The 15,382-nt window shown below is 69.5% G+C and carries 16 protein-coding genes; 12 read left to right on the top strand and 4 right to left on the bottom strand.

Annotation, left to right across the window (positions count from 1 at the left end):
* Positions 1-4: 4 nt before the first annotated feature.
* A complete protein-coding gene (locus L540_RS09050; RefSeq protein WP_043215040.1) occupies positions 5-1,135 on the top strand; it encodes an aminodeoxychorismate synthase component I in 1,131 nt (376 codons plus the stop codon).
* Between the two features lie 7 nt (positions 1,136-1,142).
* Entirely contained in the window at positions 1,143-1,775 is a 633-nt protein-coding gene (locus L540_RS09045) for an aminotransferase class IV family protein (RefSeq protein ID WP_043215043.1), read from the top strand.
* A gap of 19 nt (positions 1,776-1,794) precedes the next feature.
* On the opposite strand, the gene L540_RS09040 is transcribed toward L540_RS09045, so the two are convergent.
* Positions 1,795-2,241, bottom strand: coding sequence for an SRPBCC family protein (locus tag L540_RS09040; protein ID WP_043215044.1), 447 nt, complete (start codon positions 2,239-2,241; stop codon positions 1,795-1,797).
* A 129-nt stretch (positions 2,242-2,370) separates the two neighbouring features.
* Here L540_RS09040 and L540_RS09035 point away from each other — a divergent pair, with 129 nt between their 5' ends.
* From L540_RS09035 to L540_RS09025, 3 genes are all read left to right on the top strand, one after another.
* Positions 2,371-3,204, top strand: coding sequence for a helix-turn-helix domain-containing protein (locus tag L540_RS09035; RefSeq protein ID WP_043215046.1), 834 nt, complete (start codon positions 2,371-2,373; stop codon positions 3,202-3,204).
* 71 nt (positions 3,205-3,275) lie between these two features.
* A complete protein-coding gene (locus tag L540_RS09030; RefSeq protein WP_043215048.1) occupies positions 3,276-4,001 on the top strand; it encodes an alanyl-tRNA editing protein in 726 nt (241 codons plus the stop codon).
* The gene (locus L540_RS09025) at positions 3,998-5,269 is read left to right on the top strand and encodes an APC family permease (RefSeq protein WP_043215050.1); all 1,272 of its coding nucleotides are present in this window, start codon (positions 3,998-4,000) and stop codon (positions 5,267-5,269) included. The genes L540_RS09030 and L540_RS09025 overlap by 4 nt, the downstream gene beginning before the upstream one ends.
* On the opposite strand, the gene L540_RS09020 is transcribed toward L540_RS09025, so the two are convergent.
* Complete coding sequence (locus L540_RS09020; protein ID WP_043215053.1) at positions 5,258-6,106, bottom strand: tRNA threonylcarbamoyladenosine dehydratase; 849 nt, start codon at positions 6,104-6,106, stop codon at positions 5,258-5,260. The genes L540_RS09025 and L540_RS09020 overlap by 12 nt on opposite strands.
* A gap of 394 nt (positions 6,107-6,500) precedes the next feature.
* Between L540_RS09020 and L540_RS09015 the strand changes: the two genes are divergently transcribed.
* From L540_RS09015 to purU, 6 genes are all read left to right on the top strand, one after another.
* The gene (locus L540_RS09015) at positions 6,501-7,637 is read left to right on the top strand and encodes an MFS transporter (RefSeq protein ID WP_043215594.1); all 1,137 of its coding nucleotides are present in this window, start codon (positions 6,501-6,503) and stop codon (positions 7,635-7,637) included.
* A gap of 35 nt (positions 7,638-7,672) precedes the next feature.
* Positions 7,673-8,299 (top strand): gamma-glutamylcyclotransferase, encoded by a 627-nt coding sequence (locus L540_RS09010; protein ID WP_109842445.1) that lies wholly within the window; start codon positions 7,673-7,675, stop codon positions 8,297-8,299.
* Between the two features lie 71 nt (positions 8,300-8,370).
* Positions 8,371-9,003 carry a pyridoxamine 5'-phosphate oxidase gene (gene pdxH / locus L540_RS09005; protein WP_043215054.1) on the top strand — a complete coding sequence of 211 codons (633 nt, stop codon included), beginning with the start codon at positions 8,371-8,373 and terminating at the stop codon, positions 9,001-9,003.
* A gap of 12 nt (positions 9,004-9,015) precedes the next feature.
* On the top strand, positions 9,016-9,519 hold the full coding sequence (locus L540_RS09000) for a flavin reductase family protein (RefSeq protein ID WP_043215055.1): 504 nt from the start codon (positions 9,016-9,018) through the stop codon (positions 9,517-9,519).
* A 5-nt stretch (positions 9,520-9,524) separates the two neighbouring features.
* Entirely contained in the window at positions 9,525-10,634 is a 1,110-nt protein-coding gene (locus tag L540_RS08995; RefSeq protein ID WP_043215056.1) for an NAD(P)/FAD-dependent oxidoreductase, read from the top strand.
* A gap of 28 nt (positions 10,635-10,662) precedes the next feature.
* The gene (gene purU, locus L540_RS08990; protein ID WP_043215058.1) at positions 10,663-11,511 is read left to right on the top strand and encodes a formyltetrahydrofolate deformylase; all 849 of its coding nucleotides are present in this window, start codon (positions 10,663-10,665) and stop codon (positions 11,509-11,511) included.
* Positions 11,512-11,516: 5 nt separating this feature from the next.
* Here the strand turns inward: purU and ggt are convergent, their stop codons facing one another.
* Positions 11,517-13,265 carry a gamma-glutamyltransferase gene (gene ggt, locus L540_RS08985; protein ID WP_043215596.1) on the bottom strand — a complete coding sequence of 583 codons (1,749 nt, stop codon included), beginning with the start codon at positions 13,263-13,265 and terminating at the stop codon, positions 11,517-11,519.
* A 93-nt stretch (positions 13,266-13,358) separates the two neighbouring features.
* Here ggt and L540_RS08980 point away from each other — a divergent pair, with 93 nt between their 5' ends.
* Complete coding sequence (locus tag L540_RS08980; protein ID WP_043215060.1) at positions 13,359-14,261, top strand: LysR family transcriptional regulator; 903 nt, start codon at positions 13,359-13,361, stop codon at positions 14,259-14,261.
* 57 nt (positions 14,262-14,318) lie between these two features.
* On the opposite strand, the gene L540_RS08975 is transcribed toward L540_RS08980, so the two are convergent.
* The gene (locus L540_RS08975) at positions 14,319-15,299 is read right to left on the bottom strand and encodes a tripartite tricarboxylate transporter substrate binding protein BugE (RefSeq protein ID WP_043215062.1); all 981 of its coding nucleotides are present in this window, start codon (positions 15,297-15,299) and stop codon (positions 14,319-14,321) included.
* Between the last annotated feature and the right edge of the window lie 83 nt (positions 15,300-15,382).

The following is a 15,382-nucleotide window of genomic DNA, read 5'->3' as shown; positions in this document are numbered from 1 at the left end:
AAATATGGATTGCTGGTTTGAAGACCGCCTGGCCGGGCGGTCGCGCCGCCTGTCGGGGCAGGTGGCGCGCATCCAGGCCGCGCAGCCGCAAGAGCTGCCGGCAGCCTGGGCGGCCATCGAATCGGCGCGCCGCGCCGGTCATTGGGTGGCCTTGCTGCTGGACTACGAGCTGGGCGAATGGCTGCTGCCCGAAGTGCTGCGGGCGCCCCCGGACGGGCCCAATCCGCCGCCGCGCGCCGATCTGCCTCCCCGCCTGACCGCCCTGGTCTTCGAACACGCCGAACTGACCGGCCCCTGGACGGGCGGCACCGACGCCCGCGTCGTCTCCGCCCGCCCGCGCCAGGCCGAGGCCGACTATCTCCGGCGCGTCGAGCGCATCCGGGCCGGCATCGGCGCGGGCGAGTTCTACCAGGTCAACTACACCCAGCCGCTGGATGTGCGCATCGAGGGCGCGCCGGACGCGCTCTACCGTGGCATCGCCCAGCGCCATCCCGTGGCCCATGCCGCCTATGTGCGCGATGGCCGGCGCACGGTCCTGTCCTTTTCGCCCGAGCTGTTCGTGGCCCGCCAGGGCGAGCGCCTGCTCACCCGCCCCATGAAGGGCACCGCGCCGCGCTCGGCCGATCCCGGCGAAGACCAGCGCCTGGGCCAGGCGCTGCTGGCCAGCGAAAAAGACCGGGCCGAGAACCTGATGATCGTCGACCTGCTGCGCAACGACCTGGGACGCCTGGCCCGGCCGGGCTCGGTCAAGGTGGATGCCCTGTTTTCGCTGGAGCGCTATCCCACGGTCTGGACCCTGACCTCGACGGTCAGCGCCCTGGCGCCCCGGGCCAGCCTGGCCGAGGTGCTGGGCGCGCTCTTTCCTTGCGGCTCGATCACCGGCGCGCCCAAGATCGCCGCCATGCGCCGCATCCGGCAGCTGGAGATCGCCCCGCGCGGCCTGTACTGCGGCAGCGTGGGCTGGCTGGCGCCGGACGGCGATTTCTCGCTCAACGTGGCCATCCGCACACTGGTGCTGGATGACGCCGACCAGGGCGTCTACAGCACCGGCGGCGGGATTGTCTACGACTCCGACCCCGCGTTAGAGTGGCAGGAATGCCACTGGAAGGCCCGCATCCTGGGCCAGCCTCACTAGGATCGCCATGGCCCCCGAGCTGATCGAAACCCTACTCGTCACCGCCGACCGCAGCCTGCCCCTGCTGGGCCGCCACCTGACCCGGCTGGCCGCGTCGGCCCAGGCCCTGAGCTACCGCTGCGACGAAGCCGCCATCGAACGCGACATCCTGGCGGCCGCGCGCGGCCTGCCCGGCCTGGAGCCGCAGCGCCTGCGCCTGCTGCTCGAACGCGGCGGCCAATACAGCATCCATACCGCCCCGCTGGCGCCGCTGCCCCTGGTGCAGGAAATCCTCCTGTCGCCCGAGCCGCTGGATTCGCGCGAGCCGCTGCTGCGCTACAAGACCACCTTCCGCCCCTGGTACGCCAAGGCGGCGGACTGGCTGCCGGCGCATCCGCAGATCTTCGACATGGTGTTCTTCAACGAAAAAGGGCAGCTGTGCGAAGGCAGCCGCAGCAATCTTTACCTGCTGCTGCGCGGCCAGTGGTACACCCCGCCGGTCGAATGCGGCCTGCTGCCCGGCGTGCAGCGCGCCGAACTGCTCGAGACCGGCCAGGTCCGCGAGCGCGTCCTGGAAGTCGACGACCTGCGCCGCGCCGAAGGCCTGCGCCTGTCCAACGCGCTGCGCGGCTGGATGGACGTCACCCTGCACGACTACTGAGGGGCGGCCGAAACGGCGCTCAGCCCGGGATGTCCGGCTCCACCAGGCGGGCCAGCTGCAGCAGCGACTCCTGCCAGCCCAGATAGCACATCTCCACCGGTATCACCTCGGGAATGCCCTCCTGCACCACGCGCAGCTCGGTGCCGCAGGACACGGACACCAGGCTCACCGTGACCAGGATCTCCCCCGGCAAATTGGGGTCATCGAAACGATCCGTATAGCGGATCTTCTCAAAGGGGACGAGCTCCAGATACTCGCCGCCGAAGGAACTGGCCTGGGCGGCGCCGAAATTGCGGAATGACATCCGGAAGCCGCCGCCCACCCGCGCGTCGATTTCGTGGACTTCGCAGGTGTAGCCATAGGGCGGCAGCCATTTGGCCAGCGCGTCGGGCTCAAGAAACGCCCGGTAGACGCGCTCGGGGGGCGCGCGCAGCACGCGATGCAAGTGAACGGTACCAGTAGCCATGGTGATGTACCTCGGAGGGGGGTGGAAATCCGCGATGGGTAAGCCTATTCTGGACCACCCCGGCGGCAGGCTGCAATGCCGGCCGGCCGCCGATAAAATCCGTAACGACGCCAGTCCCGGGAGCCGGCAATGGCCCGCCACGATCCTAACAATGTGTCGCACTATTGGTGGGACAGACACACACCCGGCCTGAGCCTGATGTGCGCCGACTTCACCACCCAGGAATACCCGCCCCATACCCATGAGGGCTTTGTGATCGCCGTGACCGAAGCCGGCGGCTCGGTGGTCAAGAGCCGTGGCGTGGTCGAGGAGGCGCGCCGCTCCACGCTGTTCGTCTTCAATCCGGTCGAGGCGCATGCCGGCTGGATGGGCCACAGCGAGCGCTGGCGCTATCGCTCCTTCTATCTGACGCAATCGGCCATTGACGCCGTGGCGCGCGGTCTGGGCATCGAAACCGTGCCCTACTTCACGCGCAATCTATTCGCCGACGCCGACCTCATCGACGGCTTCCTGGCCTTGCACCGCGCGCTGGAAGACGGCGGCGACCTGTTCCGCGAACGCGAACTGCTGTTCTCCACCTTCGGCCGGCTCTACCTGCGCCATGGCTGCGGCGGCGGGCGCATCGATCCGCCGCCGCGCGACCAGGTCCTGCTGCGCCTGGTGACCGGCCTCGTCCAGGACCGGCACGCCCAGGACCTGCGGCTGGAAACCCTGAGCGCGGCCGCCGGGCTGACCCCCTTCCAGCTGATCGGCCTGTTCAAGCGCGGCCTGGGCCTGACGCCGCACGCCTACCTGATCCAGACGCGGCTGCACCGGGCCTGCCACTATCTGCGGCGCGGCATGCCGCTGGCGCAGATCGCCGCGGCCACCGGCTTCTATGACCAAAGCGCCCTGAACAAATACTTCAAGCGCTACTACGGCATCACCCCGCTGCAATTCGCCCGCGCCGCGCGGCTCGCCTGAGCGCGCAATTTCTGCCAATACGGCGGCCGGCGCGGCGGCCATACTGGGAGAAACTTTCTCATGGAGTCGCTATGCCCTCGCCGGCTTTCTATCATGCCCATCCGGAAACCCTGACCCTGGACACCCAGGTCGTGGACGCCCGCCCGGGCCGCGTCCTGCTGGCCGAATCGCCCTTTTATCCGGGCGGCGGCGGCCAGCCGGCCGACCGGGGCAGCCTCCAGGGGCGGGACGGGCCGCTGGCGGTCAGCGGCTTCGAGACCCTCGCGGGGCGGACCTGGATCCTGCTGGCCGACCCCGGCGCCGAACTGCGCGACACGGTCCGCGCCAGCGTGGACGCGGATTTCCGCCAGATGATGCGCGAGCTGCATACCGGCACCCACATCCTCAACGCCCTGGTCTTCCAGGCCTTCGACGGCGCCTTGGTCACGGGCGTGCAGATGAACGAGGACGGCACGGCCCGCATGGACTTCGACCTGCCCGATGCGGACAACGAGAGGATCCGCGCCCTGGAAGGGGCCATCAATGACGCCATCGGCCAGGATCTGCCCGTGCGCGACGTCTACCTGCCCATGACCGAGGCCCAGCAGTCGCATGGCCTGATCCGCTCCAAATCGGTCGCCCCGCCGCCCACGGCGGACAATCTGATCCGCATCGTGGACATCGTCGGCCTCGACCGCCAGGCTTGCGGCGGCACGCATCTGGCGCGCACCGGCGCCAGCCGGCCCCTGCGCATCCTCAAGATCGACAACAAGGGGCGCCACAACCGGCGCGTGCGCCTGGCGCTGGCGGATCTATGAGCGCCTCCTCCTCGCGGGCGCGCCCGCAGCTGCGCCGCGCGCTGGGACTGCGCAGCGCCGTGGCGCTGGGCGTGGGCGGCACCATAGGCGGCGGCATCTTCGTGCTGGTGGGCCACAGCGCGGCCCAGGCCGGTCCGGCGGCCCTGCTGGCTTTCGCCCTGGCTTTCCTGGCCTCCCTGCTCATCGCCCTGCCCTATGCCGAGCTTGCCTGCCGCTATCCCGAGGCCGGCGGCGGCTACGCCTTTGTGCGCCAGGTGCTGGGCCCGGGCTGGGGCTTTCTCATGGGTTGGATTTTCTGGGGCGCCTACCTGCTGGTCAGCGGCTATGTCACGCTGGGCTTTGGCGGCTATCTCCAGGTGCTGACCGGCTGGCCGGCGCAATGGGGCGCCATGGGCCTGGTGGCCCTGTGCGCCCTGGTCAACGTGGCCGATGTCAGGCTGTCGGGCCTGGTGCAGGCCCTGGTCATGTCGCTGGCCGTGGCCGGTCTGCTTGCCTTCTCGCTGCTGGGCATGCCCGCCGTCGACCTGGCGCGCTTCACCCCGCTGATGCCGCATGGCCTGGCCGGCCTGTTCTCGGCCTCGCTGCTGGCCTTCCTGGCCTTCGGCGGCTTCGACATGGTGGCGGCCGCCGGCGAGGAGATCGAACGGCCCGAACGCAATCTCCCCCTGGCCATTCTGTTGACGCTGGCCGTGGTGCTCTTTGTCTATCTCATGGTGGTGTTCGTGGCCCTGGGCACGCTGGGCTGGCAGGCGCTGGGCGCCTCCGACGCCCCGCTGGCCGCCGCCGCGCGGCAATTCCTCGGGCCGGCCGGCGGCCGGGCCCTGGCCGGGGTGGCCGTCCTGACCACGGCGGCCACGGCCAACGCGGTGCTGGTGGTGGCGTCGCGCATCAGCTTCGCCATGGCGCGCGACGGCCTGCTGCCCGCCGCGCTGGCCCGCGTCCACCCGGCCGCCGGCGTGCCCCGGACGGCGGTGCTGACCAGCGCCGCCATCCTGATGCTGGTGGCCTGGCTGAACAGCCTGCCGCTCACCACGGCCATCGGCGGTTTTCTGTATGTGGCGCACTTCATTCCGCCGCTTATCGTGCTGATGAAGCTGCGCCGCGCCGGCGGCCCGGCGCCGGCTTTCCAGATGCCCTGGCCCAGGCTGCTGCTGCCGCTGGCGCTGGGCTGGTCGCTGCTGCTGCTGGCCTCCAGCGGATGGCTGGGCCTGGCTGGCGGCCTGGGCTGGATGGCCTTGGGACTGGCGCTGCGGCGCTCAACCGCCTGAGGCGGCGCCGGCCAGGATGGCCTGGACGGCCTCGTTGGCGGCCGCCATGCCCATGGCCGCCGTCACCATCACCACCGAACCATAGCCGGCGCAGGACAGGCCCTGCGGCGCCAGGGGCTCGGCCAGCAAGGCCACATCGTCGTCATCCTCGCGCCGCCAGGCCGCCGGCAGGATGGCCGGCTGGTCGAACCACAGGGCGCGCACGCCCATGCGCGGCACGCGCTTGAGCGCCCGGCCCTGGGCGTCGCTGGCGCGCGGATAGCCATGCTCGCGGCGCAGCTTGTTGCGCAGCTTGGATAGCAGCGCATCATTGACGGCCTGGGACAGGTCGCCGGCGCGCAGCGCGAGCGGATCCGTCTTGCCGCCCGCGCCGCCGCAAAGCAGCATGGGCAAACCGCGCGCCCGCGCATGCAGCACCATGGCGATCTTGGCGGCGGCCTGGTCGGTGCAATCGACAATCATGGCGTAGTCGTCCGCCAGGACCCGCGCCACATTGCCTGGCTCGACAAAGTCCTCCACCCGGACCAGGCGGCAATCCGGATTGATGGCCGCGATGCGCTCGGCCATGGCGTCCACCTTGGCCTGGCCCAGCGTGGCGCTCAGGGCATGGATCTGCCGGTTGACGTTGGATTCGGCGATATTGTCCAGATCGATCAGGGTCAGCGCCCCGACCCCGCAGCGCGCCAGCGCCTCGGCCGTCCAGGAGCCCACGCCGCCCAGGCCGGCCACCGCCACATGCGCGGCGCGCAGCCGCTCCGGCGCCCGGGGGCCATACAGACGGGCCAGACCGCCAAAACGGCGCTCGGCATCAATATCACAGGAAACGGGCAGGTTCATGGGCCATATTGTCCCACGGCGGCATCGCCGCCCAGCGCCTGATAGACCTGGTCGGCGCGCTGCGGCCATGCCCGGTTTATCCGTCCAAACCGTTGCGTACAAGACACAACTTGGCCCTCGCCAGCCCACGCTCCGGCGCGGCGGTCCGCGGCCTCGCGGGCGTAATTGCGGCTAACTCGCCGCCAACCGCCGCCGACCGGCGGCATACGGCACCGATTCCTGCCGCGGCGGCGCCGGCCCGCCAGCCCGGGGCGCCGCCGGCGCTTGCCTCGACATTGACGGAAGATAGGCACAGAATCCTTACAGTTACGCCGTGTCCAAGCCACCCCATCCCCCCTCGCACAACGCTTCCGACTCCGAATTCCAAGGGGCGGGCTGGCTGTGCCTGCTGGCCATGCTGAACCATGTGGCGCTGACAGGGGGACGGATTACCGTCTCGCTCACGGCCCTACAGATCGGCCTGTCCACCTTCAAGGTGGGCACCCTGGTGGCCGTCTTCGCCGTCCTGCCCATGCTGTTTTCCGTCCATGCCGGACGCTGGGTGGACAAGGTCGGCATCCGCAAACCCCTGGTCATCGGCACCGGTCTGGTCACCGTCGGCACCGCGCTGCCCTTTCTGTCGCAGACGCAGATCGCCCTGCTCATTGCCTCCTGTTGCATCGGTATCGGCTTCATGCTGCACCAGGTCGCCACCCAGGACCTGCTGGGCCACGCCGAGCCCCAGCGGCGGCTGCGCAATTTCTCCTGGATGTCGCTGGCGCTGGCGGGCTCGGGGTTTTCCGGACCGCTGATCGCCGGGTTGGCCATCGATCACCTCGGCAACCGCCTGGCCTTCGGCCTGCTGACCCTGGGGCCCTTGCTGTCCATCGGCGGCCTCTACCTGCTGCGCCGGCGGCTCAAGAGGGCCGACCAGACCCTGGCCGGCACAAGCAGCCAGCGCGCCAAGGAAAAACGCCGGGTGACCGAGCTGCTGGCCGTGCCGCCGCTGCGCCGCATTCTCATGGTCAACACCATTCTGTCGGGCGCCTGGGATACCCACCTCTTCGTCGTCCCTATTTTCGGCGTGGCCATCGGGCTGTCGGCCACCACCATCGGCCTCATATTGGCCGCCTTCGCGGCGGCAACTTTCGTCATCCGCCTGCTGCTGCCCTTCATCCAGAACCGGGTGCGCTCCTGGACCCTGGTGCGCGTGGCCATGGTGACGGCGGCCATCGACTTCCTGCTTTATCCCTTTTTCACCGACGTTAGCGTCCTGATCGTGTTGTCTTTCATCCTCGGCCTGGCCCTGGGTTGCTGCCAACCGAGTATGCTGTCGCTGCTGCATCACTATTCGCCTCACGGGCGGGCAGCCGAGGCGGTCGGGGTCCGCATGGCCTTGATCAATGCGTCGCAGGTGACACTGCCGCTGACTTTCGGCGCGCTGGGAGCGATCATTGGTGTGGCGCCCCTGTTCTGGGCCTATGCCCTGGCCCTGACGGCCGGGGGCTGGTTCAATCGCCATCCGCCGCAAGACACCGAAACCTCGTCGTGAGTTCGCCGCTTTTCCCTCCTGCCGAGGCGCCCGCCATGTCGGGCGCGTCCACCCCTTTCCGCCTCTGGACCCCCGAAGAGCGCCGCGCCTCGCTCGACAACGCCCTGGCGCACTGGCGCGACGGCCAGGACCTGTGGGTCTATGGCTATGGCTCGCTGATCTGGCGCCCGGACTTCGCGTTTGAAGAGCGCCGCCTGGCCATGCTGCGCGGCCATCACCGCGCCCTCTGCCTCTGGTCGCGCGTCAACCGCGGCACCCCGGAATGCCCCGGCCTGGTGTTCGGCCTGGATCGCGGCGGCTCCTGCCGCGGCGTGGTCTACCGCCTCTCGGGCGCCCAGGTGCCCGAGTATTTCCCGGCCCTCTGGGACCGCGAAATGTCCACCGGCGCCTATCTCCCGCGCTGGCTGAACTGCCAGACCGAGACCGGCCCCGTGCAGGCCCTGGTCTTCATCATGAACCGCGCCAACCCCGCCTATATCCGCGCCCTGCCCGAGGACGAGATGCTGGCCATCGTGCGCCGCGCCGCGGGCCGTTATGGGCCCTGCACCGATTACGTCGTCGAGACCGCCCGCGCGCTGCGTGCCGCCGGCATCCGCGACGCCCGGCTGGACGCCCTCGCCCGCCGCCTCGAACAGGATCCCTGGCAGCTGCCCGGGAGCTGAACCGCGCCTACGGGGAAACCCGGGGCGGATGGCGGTAAACTGAAGGCTTCCCCTTGCCACTGCCGACCGTCATGTCCGTTTCCGATCTGCGTCAAAGCTATGAAAGAGGCGTCCTGCTGGAGAACCAGGCCGCCATATCGCCCATCGACCAGTTTGCGCTCTGGTTCGACGAGGCCATCGCCGCCCAGGTCCCCGAGCCCAACGCCATGACGCTGGCCACGGTCGACGCTTCGGGCCAGCCCTCGGCGCGCACGGTCCTGATCAAGGGCTTCGACGCCCGCGGCTTCACCTTCTTCACCAACTACGACTCGCGCAAAGGCCACGACCTGCTGGCCAACCCGCGCGCCGCCCTGCTGTTCTTCTGGCAGCCGCTGGAGCGCCAGGTGCGTATCGAGGGGGTGGTCGAGCGTGTCAGCCCCGAAGAATCCGAGGCCTATTTCAAGAGCCGCCCGGTCGGCTCGCGCATCGGCGCCTGGGCCTCCAACCAGAGCCAGCCCATCACCCGCGACGCCCTGGAGGCCCGCGAGCGCGAGTTCAAGGCTCGCTACGGCGACGATCCGCCGCGCCCGCCGCATTGGGGCGGCTATCGCCTGGTTCCGAGCTATTTCGAATTCTGGCAAGGCCGGCCTTCGCGCCTGCACGACCGCCTGCGCTATCGCGCCGACGGCAAGCAGGGCTGGGCGATGGACCGTCTTTCGCCCTGACGCCGCCAACGCATGTCCCTCTTACCCGCATTTGATGCCGCGTTTTTCCGCACCGCCCTGGGCCGCTTCGCCACGGGCGTGACGGTCGTCAGCACCGCCGGCCTGGCCGGTGAACGCATCGGGCTGACCGTCAGCTCCTTCAACTCGGTGTCGCTGGACCCGCCGCTGGTGCTCTGGAGCCTGTCGCGCGCCTCCTCCTCGCTGGAGGCCTTCCTGCGCTGCGAACGCTATGTCGTCAACGTCCTGTCGGCCGAGCAGATCGCCCTGGCGCGCCATTTCGCCACCGGCATCACGCGCGAGCGCTTCAACGGCCTGCCCGACGTGCGCGCGCCCTTCGGCACGCCGCGCCTGGACGACCGCAATGCCGCCTGGTTCGAGTGCCGCAACCGCAGCCAATACGAAGAAGGCGACCATGTCATCATGGTCGGCGAAGTGCTGGCCTGCGGCTGGAGCACGGAAGACCCGCTGGTCTTTCATGCCGGCGGCTTCGACCTCACCCCCGCCCGCCAGACCTGAACCCTATGAATACGGATATCGATTGCATCGTCATCGGTGCCGGCGTCGTCGGCCTGGCCGTCGCCCGCGCGCTGGCCCTGTCGGGCCGCGAAGTGCTGGTGGCCGAAGCCACCGAAGCCATCGGCACCGGCACGAGTTCGCGCAACTCCGAAGTCATCCATGCCGGCATCTACTATCCGGCCGGCAGCCTGAAGGCCCGCCTGTGCGTGCGCGGCAAGCACCTGCTCTATGAATACTGCGCGGCGCGCGGCATCGGCCACAAACGCCTGGGCAAGCTCATCGTCGCCACCTCGGACGACGAAGCCGCCAGCCTCGAAGGCATCGCGGCCCGCGCGGCCGCCAATGGCGTGGACGATCTGCAAGCCCTGACGGCCCGTCAGGCGCGGGCGCTCGAACCGGCCCTGAGCTGCACCGCCGCCCTGCTCTCGCCCTCGACCGGCATCGTCGACAGCCACGCCTTGATGCTCTCCTATCAAGGCGAGGCCGAGAACGCCGGCGCGCAATGCGTCTTCCATACGCCCATGCTGGGCGCCCGCGTGCGCCCGGCGGGCGGCTTCGAGGTGGACTTCGGCGGCCCCGAAGCCATGACCCTGAGCTGTAATGTGCTGATCAACAGCGCCGGCCTGCATGCCCCCACCCTGTCGCGCCGCATCGAAGGGCTGCCCGCCGGCAGCATCCCGGCCGAATACCTCTGCAAGGGCAGCTATTTCACGCTATCGGGCCGCGCGCCCTTCAGCCGCCTGATCTACCCGGTGCCGCAGCATGCCGGCCTGGGCGTGCACCTGACGCTGGACATGGGCGGGCAGGCCAAGTTCGGCCCGGACACCGAGTGGATCCCGGCCGAAGACTACACCCTGCATCCCGAGCGCGCGGACGTCTTCTACGACGCCGTGCGGCGCTACTGGCCGCAACTGCCGGACCGCGCCCTGGCGCCCGGCTACACTGGCATACGCCCAAAAATTTCCGGCCCCAAAGAACCGGCCGCCGATTTCATGATTTCCGCGCCGGCCCAGCACGGGGTGGCCGGATTCGTGGGCCTATATGGCATCGAATCCCCCGGCCTGACCTCCAGCCTGGCGCTGGCCGAAGAAACCCTGGCCCGACTGGCCTCCTGATTGCTACCGTTTACCTATCCCCAAGAACATGCAGCACAACGACTACATCCTGACCCTGTCTTGCCCTGACCGCACGGGCATCGTCTATCGCGTCAGCGGCCTGCTGTTCGAACTCGGTTGCAACATCCTCGACTCGCAGCAGTTCGGCGACGAAGAGACGGGCCGCTTCTTCCTGCGCGTGCACTTCGACCTCCCGGGCGACGCCGAAGCGCTGCGCGCGAAATTCGCCTCCCTGGCCGCCGACTACGGCATGGACTGGCAGATCCACGACGCGCGCCAGAAGCCGCGCCTGCTCATCATGGTGAGCAAGCAAGGCCACTGCCTGAACGATCTGCTGTTCCGCGTGGGCAGCGGCCAGCTGCATGCCGAGATCGCGGCCATCGTGTCCAACCACAATGACTACGCCGGCCTGGCGGCCTCTTATGGCATCCCCTTCCATCACCTGCCGGTCACGCCCGAGACCAAGGCCGCGCAGGAGCAGCAGGTGCTGGCCCTGGTCGAGCGCGAACGCATCGACCTGGTGGTGCTGGCCCGCTATATGCAGATCCTGTCGGCCGACCTCTGCCGCGCCCTGGCCGGCCGCGCCATCAATATCCATCACAGCTTCCTGCCCAGCTTCAAGGGCGCGCGCCCCTATCACCAGGCCCACGCCCGGGGCGTGAAGCTCATCGGCGCCACCGCGCACTACGTGACCTCCGACCTGGACGAAGGCCCCATCATCGAGCAGGACATCGAGCGCGTGGACCACACCATGACGGCGCAGGCCCTGACCCAGGTGGGCAGCGACATCGAGTCCCTGGTGCTCTCGCGCGCCGTGCGCAGCCATGTGGAGCACCGCATCCTGCTCAACCGCAACAAGACCGTCGTCTTCCGCTGACCGCCTCAGCGGCCCAGCGCCATCCCCTCGCGGCGCGGGTCGGCGCCGCCCTCCAGCAGGCCGGCCCGCAGCATGATGCCCTGCACTCCGCTCGGAAAATCCACCAGCTTGACCTCATGGCCCATGGCGCGCAGCCCGGGCGCCAGGGCCTGCAGCGCGCTGCCGCGCTCCAGCTCGGTGGCCTGGTTGCGGCTGCCCATATTGGGCAGGTCGATGGCGGCCTGGATATCGAGGCCGCCATCGATGACGCCCACCAGCGTCTTGGCCACGTAGTTGATGATGGCGCTGCCGCCCGGGGAGCCCAGCGCCAGCCAGGGCTTGCCCGCGCGGAACACGATCATCGGCGCCATGGAGCTGCGCGGCCGCTTGCCCCCCTCGATGCGATTGGCGACCAGGCGTCCCTCCGGATCGCGCCAGGAAGAAGAAAAATCCGTCATCTCGTTATTGAGCAGAAAGCCATGCACGAAGATCTTGCTGCCGAAGGCGGATTCGATGGTGGACGTCATGGAGACCACATTGCCCCGCGCGTCCACCGCCACCAGATGCGAGGTCGAGGGCACCTCGAACGCATCATCGCGCGCCCGCGCCAGCAGCAGGCCGGCCGGGTCGCCGGGCAGCGCCTGCTTCATGCTGCGCTCGGGATGGATGAGCGCGGCGCGCTTGCGCAGATAGGCCGGCTCCAGCATGGCGGCCACCGGCACGTCCACGAACTGCGGATCGGCCACATAGAAATTGCGGTCGGCGAAGGCCAGCCTGCCGCTCTCGGCGAAATAATGCACGGTCCGCAGGGATTGCGCGCCCTGCAGCCGGTAGGGCTCCAGCTGGCCCAGTATCTGCAGCACCGCCAGCGGGCCGCTGCTGGGCGGCGGCGGCCCGCACAGCCGGTAGCCGCGATAGCGCCCGCAGATCGGCTCGCGCCGGATGGCCCGATAGCCGGCCAGGTCGGCCTCGCTCAGGTCGCCGGGCTGGGGATGGGCCCGCACCGCCGCCACGATATCGCGCGCGACCTGGCCCTGGTAGAAGGCGTCCGGGCCTTCCTGGGCGATACGCCGCAGCAGACGCGCGAACTCGGGATTGCGCAGCACATGCCCCACCGGCCAGGGCTGGCCCGCGCCGTCCAGGAAATAACGCGCCGCGGCGGGCTGGGCGGCCAGTTCCGGGCTCTCCTTGATGAGGGCATGCAGCCGCGGCGAGACGGCGAACCCCTGCTCGGCCAGCGCGATGGCCGGCGCGAACAGATCCGCCCAGGGCAGCCGGCCCTGATCGGCATGCGCCAGCGCCAGGCCGCGCAGCAGGCCCGGCGTGGCCACGGCGCGCCCATTGTTGACCGCCTCGGCAAAGGGGATGGGCTTGCCGTCGCGCAGAAAGCGGTCCGGGCGGGCGGCGGCCGGCGCGGTTTCGCGGCTGTCGTAGGCGACCAGCTCATGCGTGGCCGCGTCGTAATGCAGCATGAAGGCGCCCCCGCCTATGCCCGAGGACTGCGGCTCGGTGAGGTTGAGCACGAGCTGGGCGGCGATCACCGCGTCGACCGCGCTGCCGCCGCGGGCCAGCACGGCCTCGCCGGCCTGGCTGGCCAGGGGATTGGCGGTGGCGATCATGTATTGGCGCGCCGTCGCCAGGGTCTTGGCCTGGTAGCCGCTGGCGGCCTCCGGATTGACGTCCAGCGCCCAGGCCGGCGCCGCGGCCAGCAAGGCCAGGAGGGCGCCCGGCAGCAGGCGGGCAAGGACAAAGCGTGGCGCGAAAAGACGGGACATCATGGCGACCTCGGCTTGATGGCTAGGCGCCCATCTTAAAGTGCGCTCCGCGCTTCCGGCATAGAATCGGCCTTTTCCCTTCCCCGTACCGCCATGCGCCTGCGCCACATCGAGATATTCGAAGCCATCCGACGCACCGGCTCGCTCACCGAGGCGGCCGCCGCGCTGCACATCTCGCAGCCCGCGGCCAGCAAACTGCTCGCCCACGCCGAGGCGCAGCTCGGCTTCAAGCTGTTCGAGCGCGTCAAGGGCCGGCTGGTCGCCACGCGCGAAGCCGACATCCTGACCCCCGAGATCGCCCGGCTCAACAAAGACCTCAACAGCGTGCGCCGGCTGGCGGCCTCGCTGCGGGAGAGCCCCTACGGCCATCTGCGCCTGGGCTGCGCGCCCGCGCTGGGCCTGGGCCTGCTGCCCGCGGTGGTGCGCGCCAGCCGGGATGCCCATCCCGGCCTGACCTTCGACATCCACACCCATCACAGCGCCGAACTGGTGCAGGGCCTGCTGGCCCGCGAACTGGACCTGGCCGTCACCTTCGACACCAACGAGCATCCGGGCCTGACGCGCAGCGAGCTGGGCCACACCTCGCTGGTGCACCTGAGCCGCCAGCCCGGAGAGGGGCCCGCGCGCCTGGCCGACCTGGCCGAGGACACGCTCATCGTGCTCGATGCGCGCGACGCCTCCGGCTCGATGCTGCAGATGGCGCTCGACGCCCAGGGCCTGGCGCCGCCGGTCGCCATCCAGGTGCAGACCCACTATGTGGCCTGCGCCCTGGCCGATGCCGGCTGCGGCCACGCCATCGTGGACGCCATCACCGCGCGCGCCATGCTGCGGCCCGGCATGACGGTGCGCGCGCTGGAGCCGCCGCTGCGGGTGCCCATCTGCGTCATGACGCGCAGCCGCGACCCCCTGCCCGCGCTCTATCACGACTTCGTCGACCGCCTGCGCCGGCAATGCCAGGCCCTGGACCGCGCCGGCCTGCCCGCCGCCCCGGCCTGAGCGAAAAAAAAGCGCCGTATTCGCATACGGCGCTTTTTCGTGGCGAATCAGGCGGGATCAGTCCAGCTTGATGTTCTGCTTCTTCACCACGTCGGCGGCCCAGTCGTACTGTTCCTTGATTTCCTTGGCGAATTCTTCCGGCGTGTTGCCCGAAGGCGCCGAGCCCTGGTCATCCAGCGTCTTCAGGACCTTGGGGTCCTTCAGGGCGATCACGGCCGCGTCACGCAGCTTGTTGACGACTTCCATCGGCGTGCCCTTGGGCGCCAGCAGGCCGTACCACACGGGCTGGTTCAGCACGGGGAAACCGGCTTCGGCGAAGGTCGGGACGTCCTTGATGGCGTCGATGCGCTTGGGCCAGGCGATCGCCATGGCGCGCAGCTTGCCGGCCTGGATCTGGCCCATGGAGGACGGCAGGTTGTCGAAGATCAGTTCGATCTGGCCGCCCACGGCATCGGCCACGGCCGGGCCCGAACCCTTGTAGGGCACGTGCACGATGTCGGTGCCGGTCGCCATCTTGAACGACTCGCCCATCAGGTGCAGCACGCCGCAGGTGCCCGAGCTGCCATAGGAATACTTGCCGGGGTTCTTCTTCAGCTCTTCGATGAAGCCCTTGAAGTCCTTGGCCGGGAACTTCGGGTTGACCGCCACCACGTTGGCCGTGTTGGCGAAGTTGGTGACGGGCTGGAAGTCCTTGATCGGATCGTAGGGCAGATCATTGGGACGGCAGGCCGGGTTCACGGCCATGGTCGACACCGTGGCGATGGACAGCGTGTAGCCGTCCGGCGCGGCGCGGGCGGCTTCGGCCGCGCCGATGGCGCCGCCGGCGCCACCCTTGTTCTCGACCACCATGGGCTGGCCGAGTTCCTGGGCCATACGCTGGGTCACGATGCGGGCGATGATGTCGGTCGAGCCGCCGGGCGCGAACGGAACGATCACGCGGATGGGCTTGTCGGGATAGTTGGCCGCCTGAGCGCCGGCGGCAGCGGCAAAGCCCACGGCCACGGCCATCGCCTGAACGAGAGTGCGTACTTTGATCATCGGTGTGTTTCCTCCTGATAGGCGGCGCCGCGCGTGAGCAGCGCCGATGTGCGGGATCGGCCGCCTGTAGACGGCCTGTGTCT

The sequence above is a fragment of the Bordetella pseudohinzii genome (genome assembly GCF_000657795.2).
Taxonomy (GTDB): Bacteria; Pseudomonadota; Gammaproteobacteria; order Burkholderiales; family Burkholderiaceae_B; genus Bordetella; species Bordetella pseudohinzii.
This window is presented reverse-complemented; position numbering and strand designations above follow the sequence as displayed.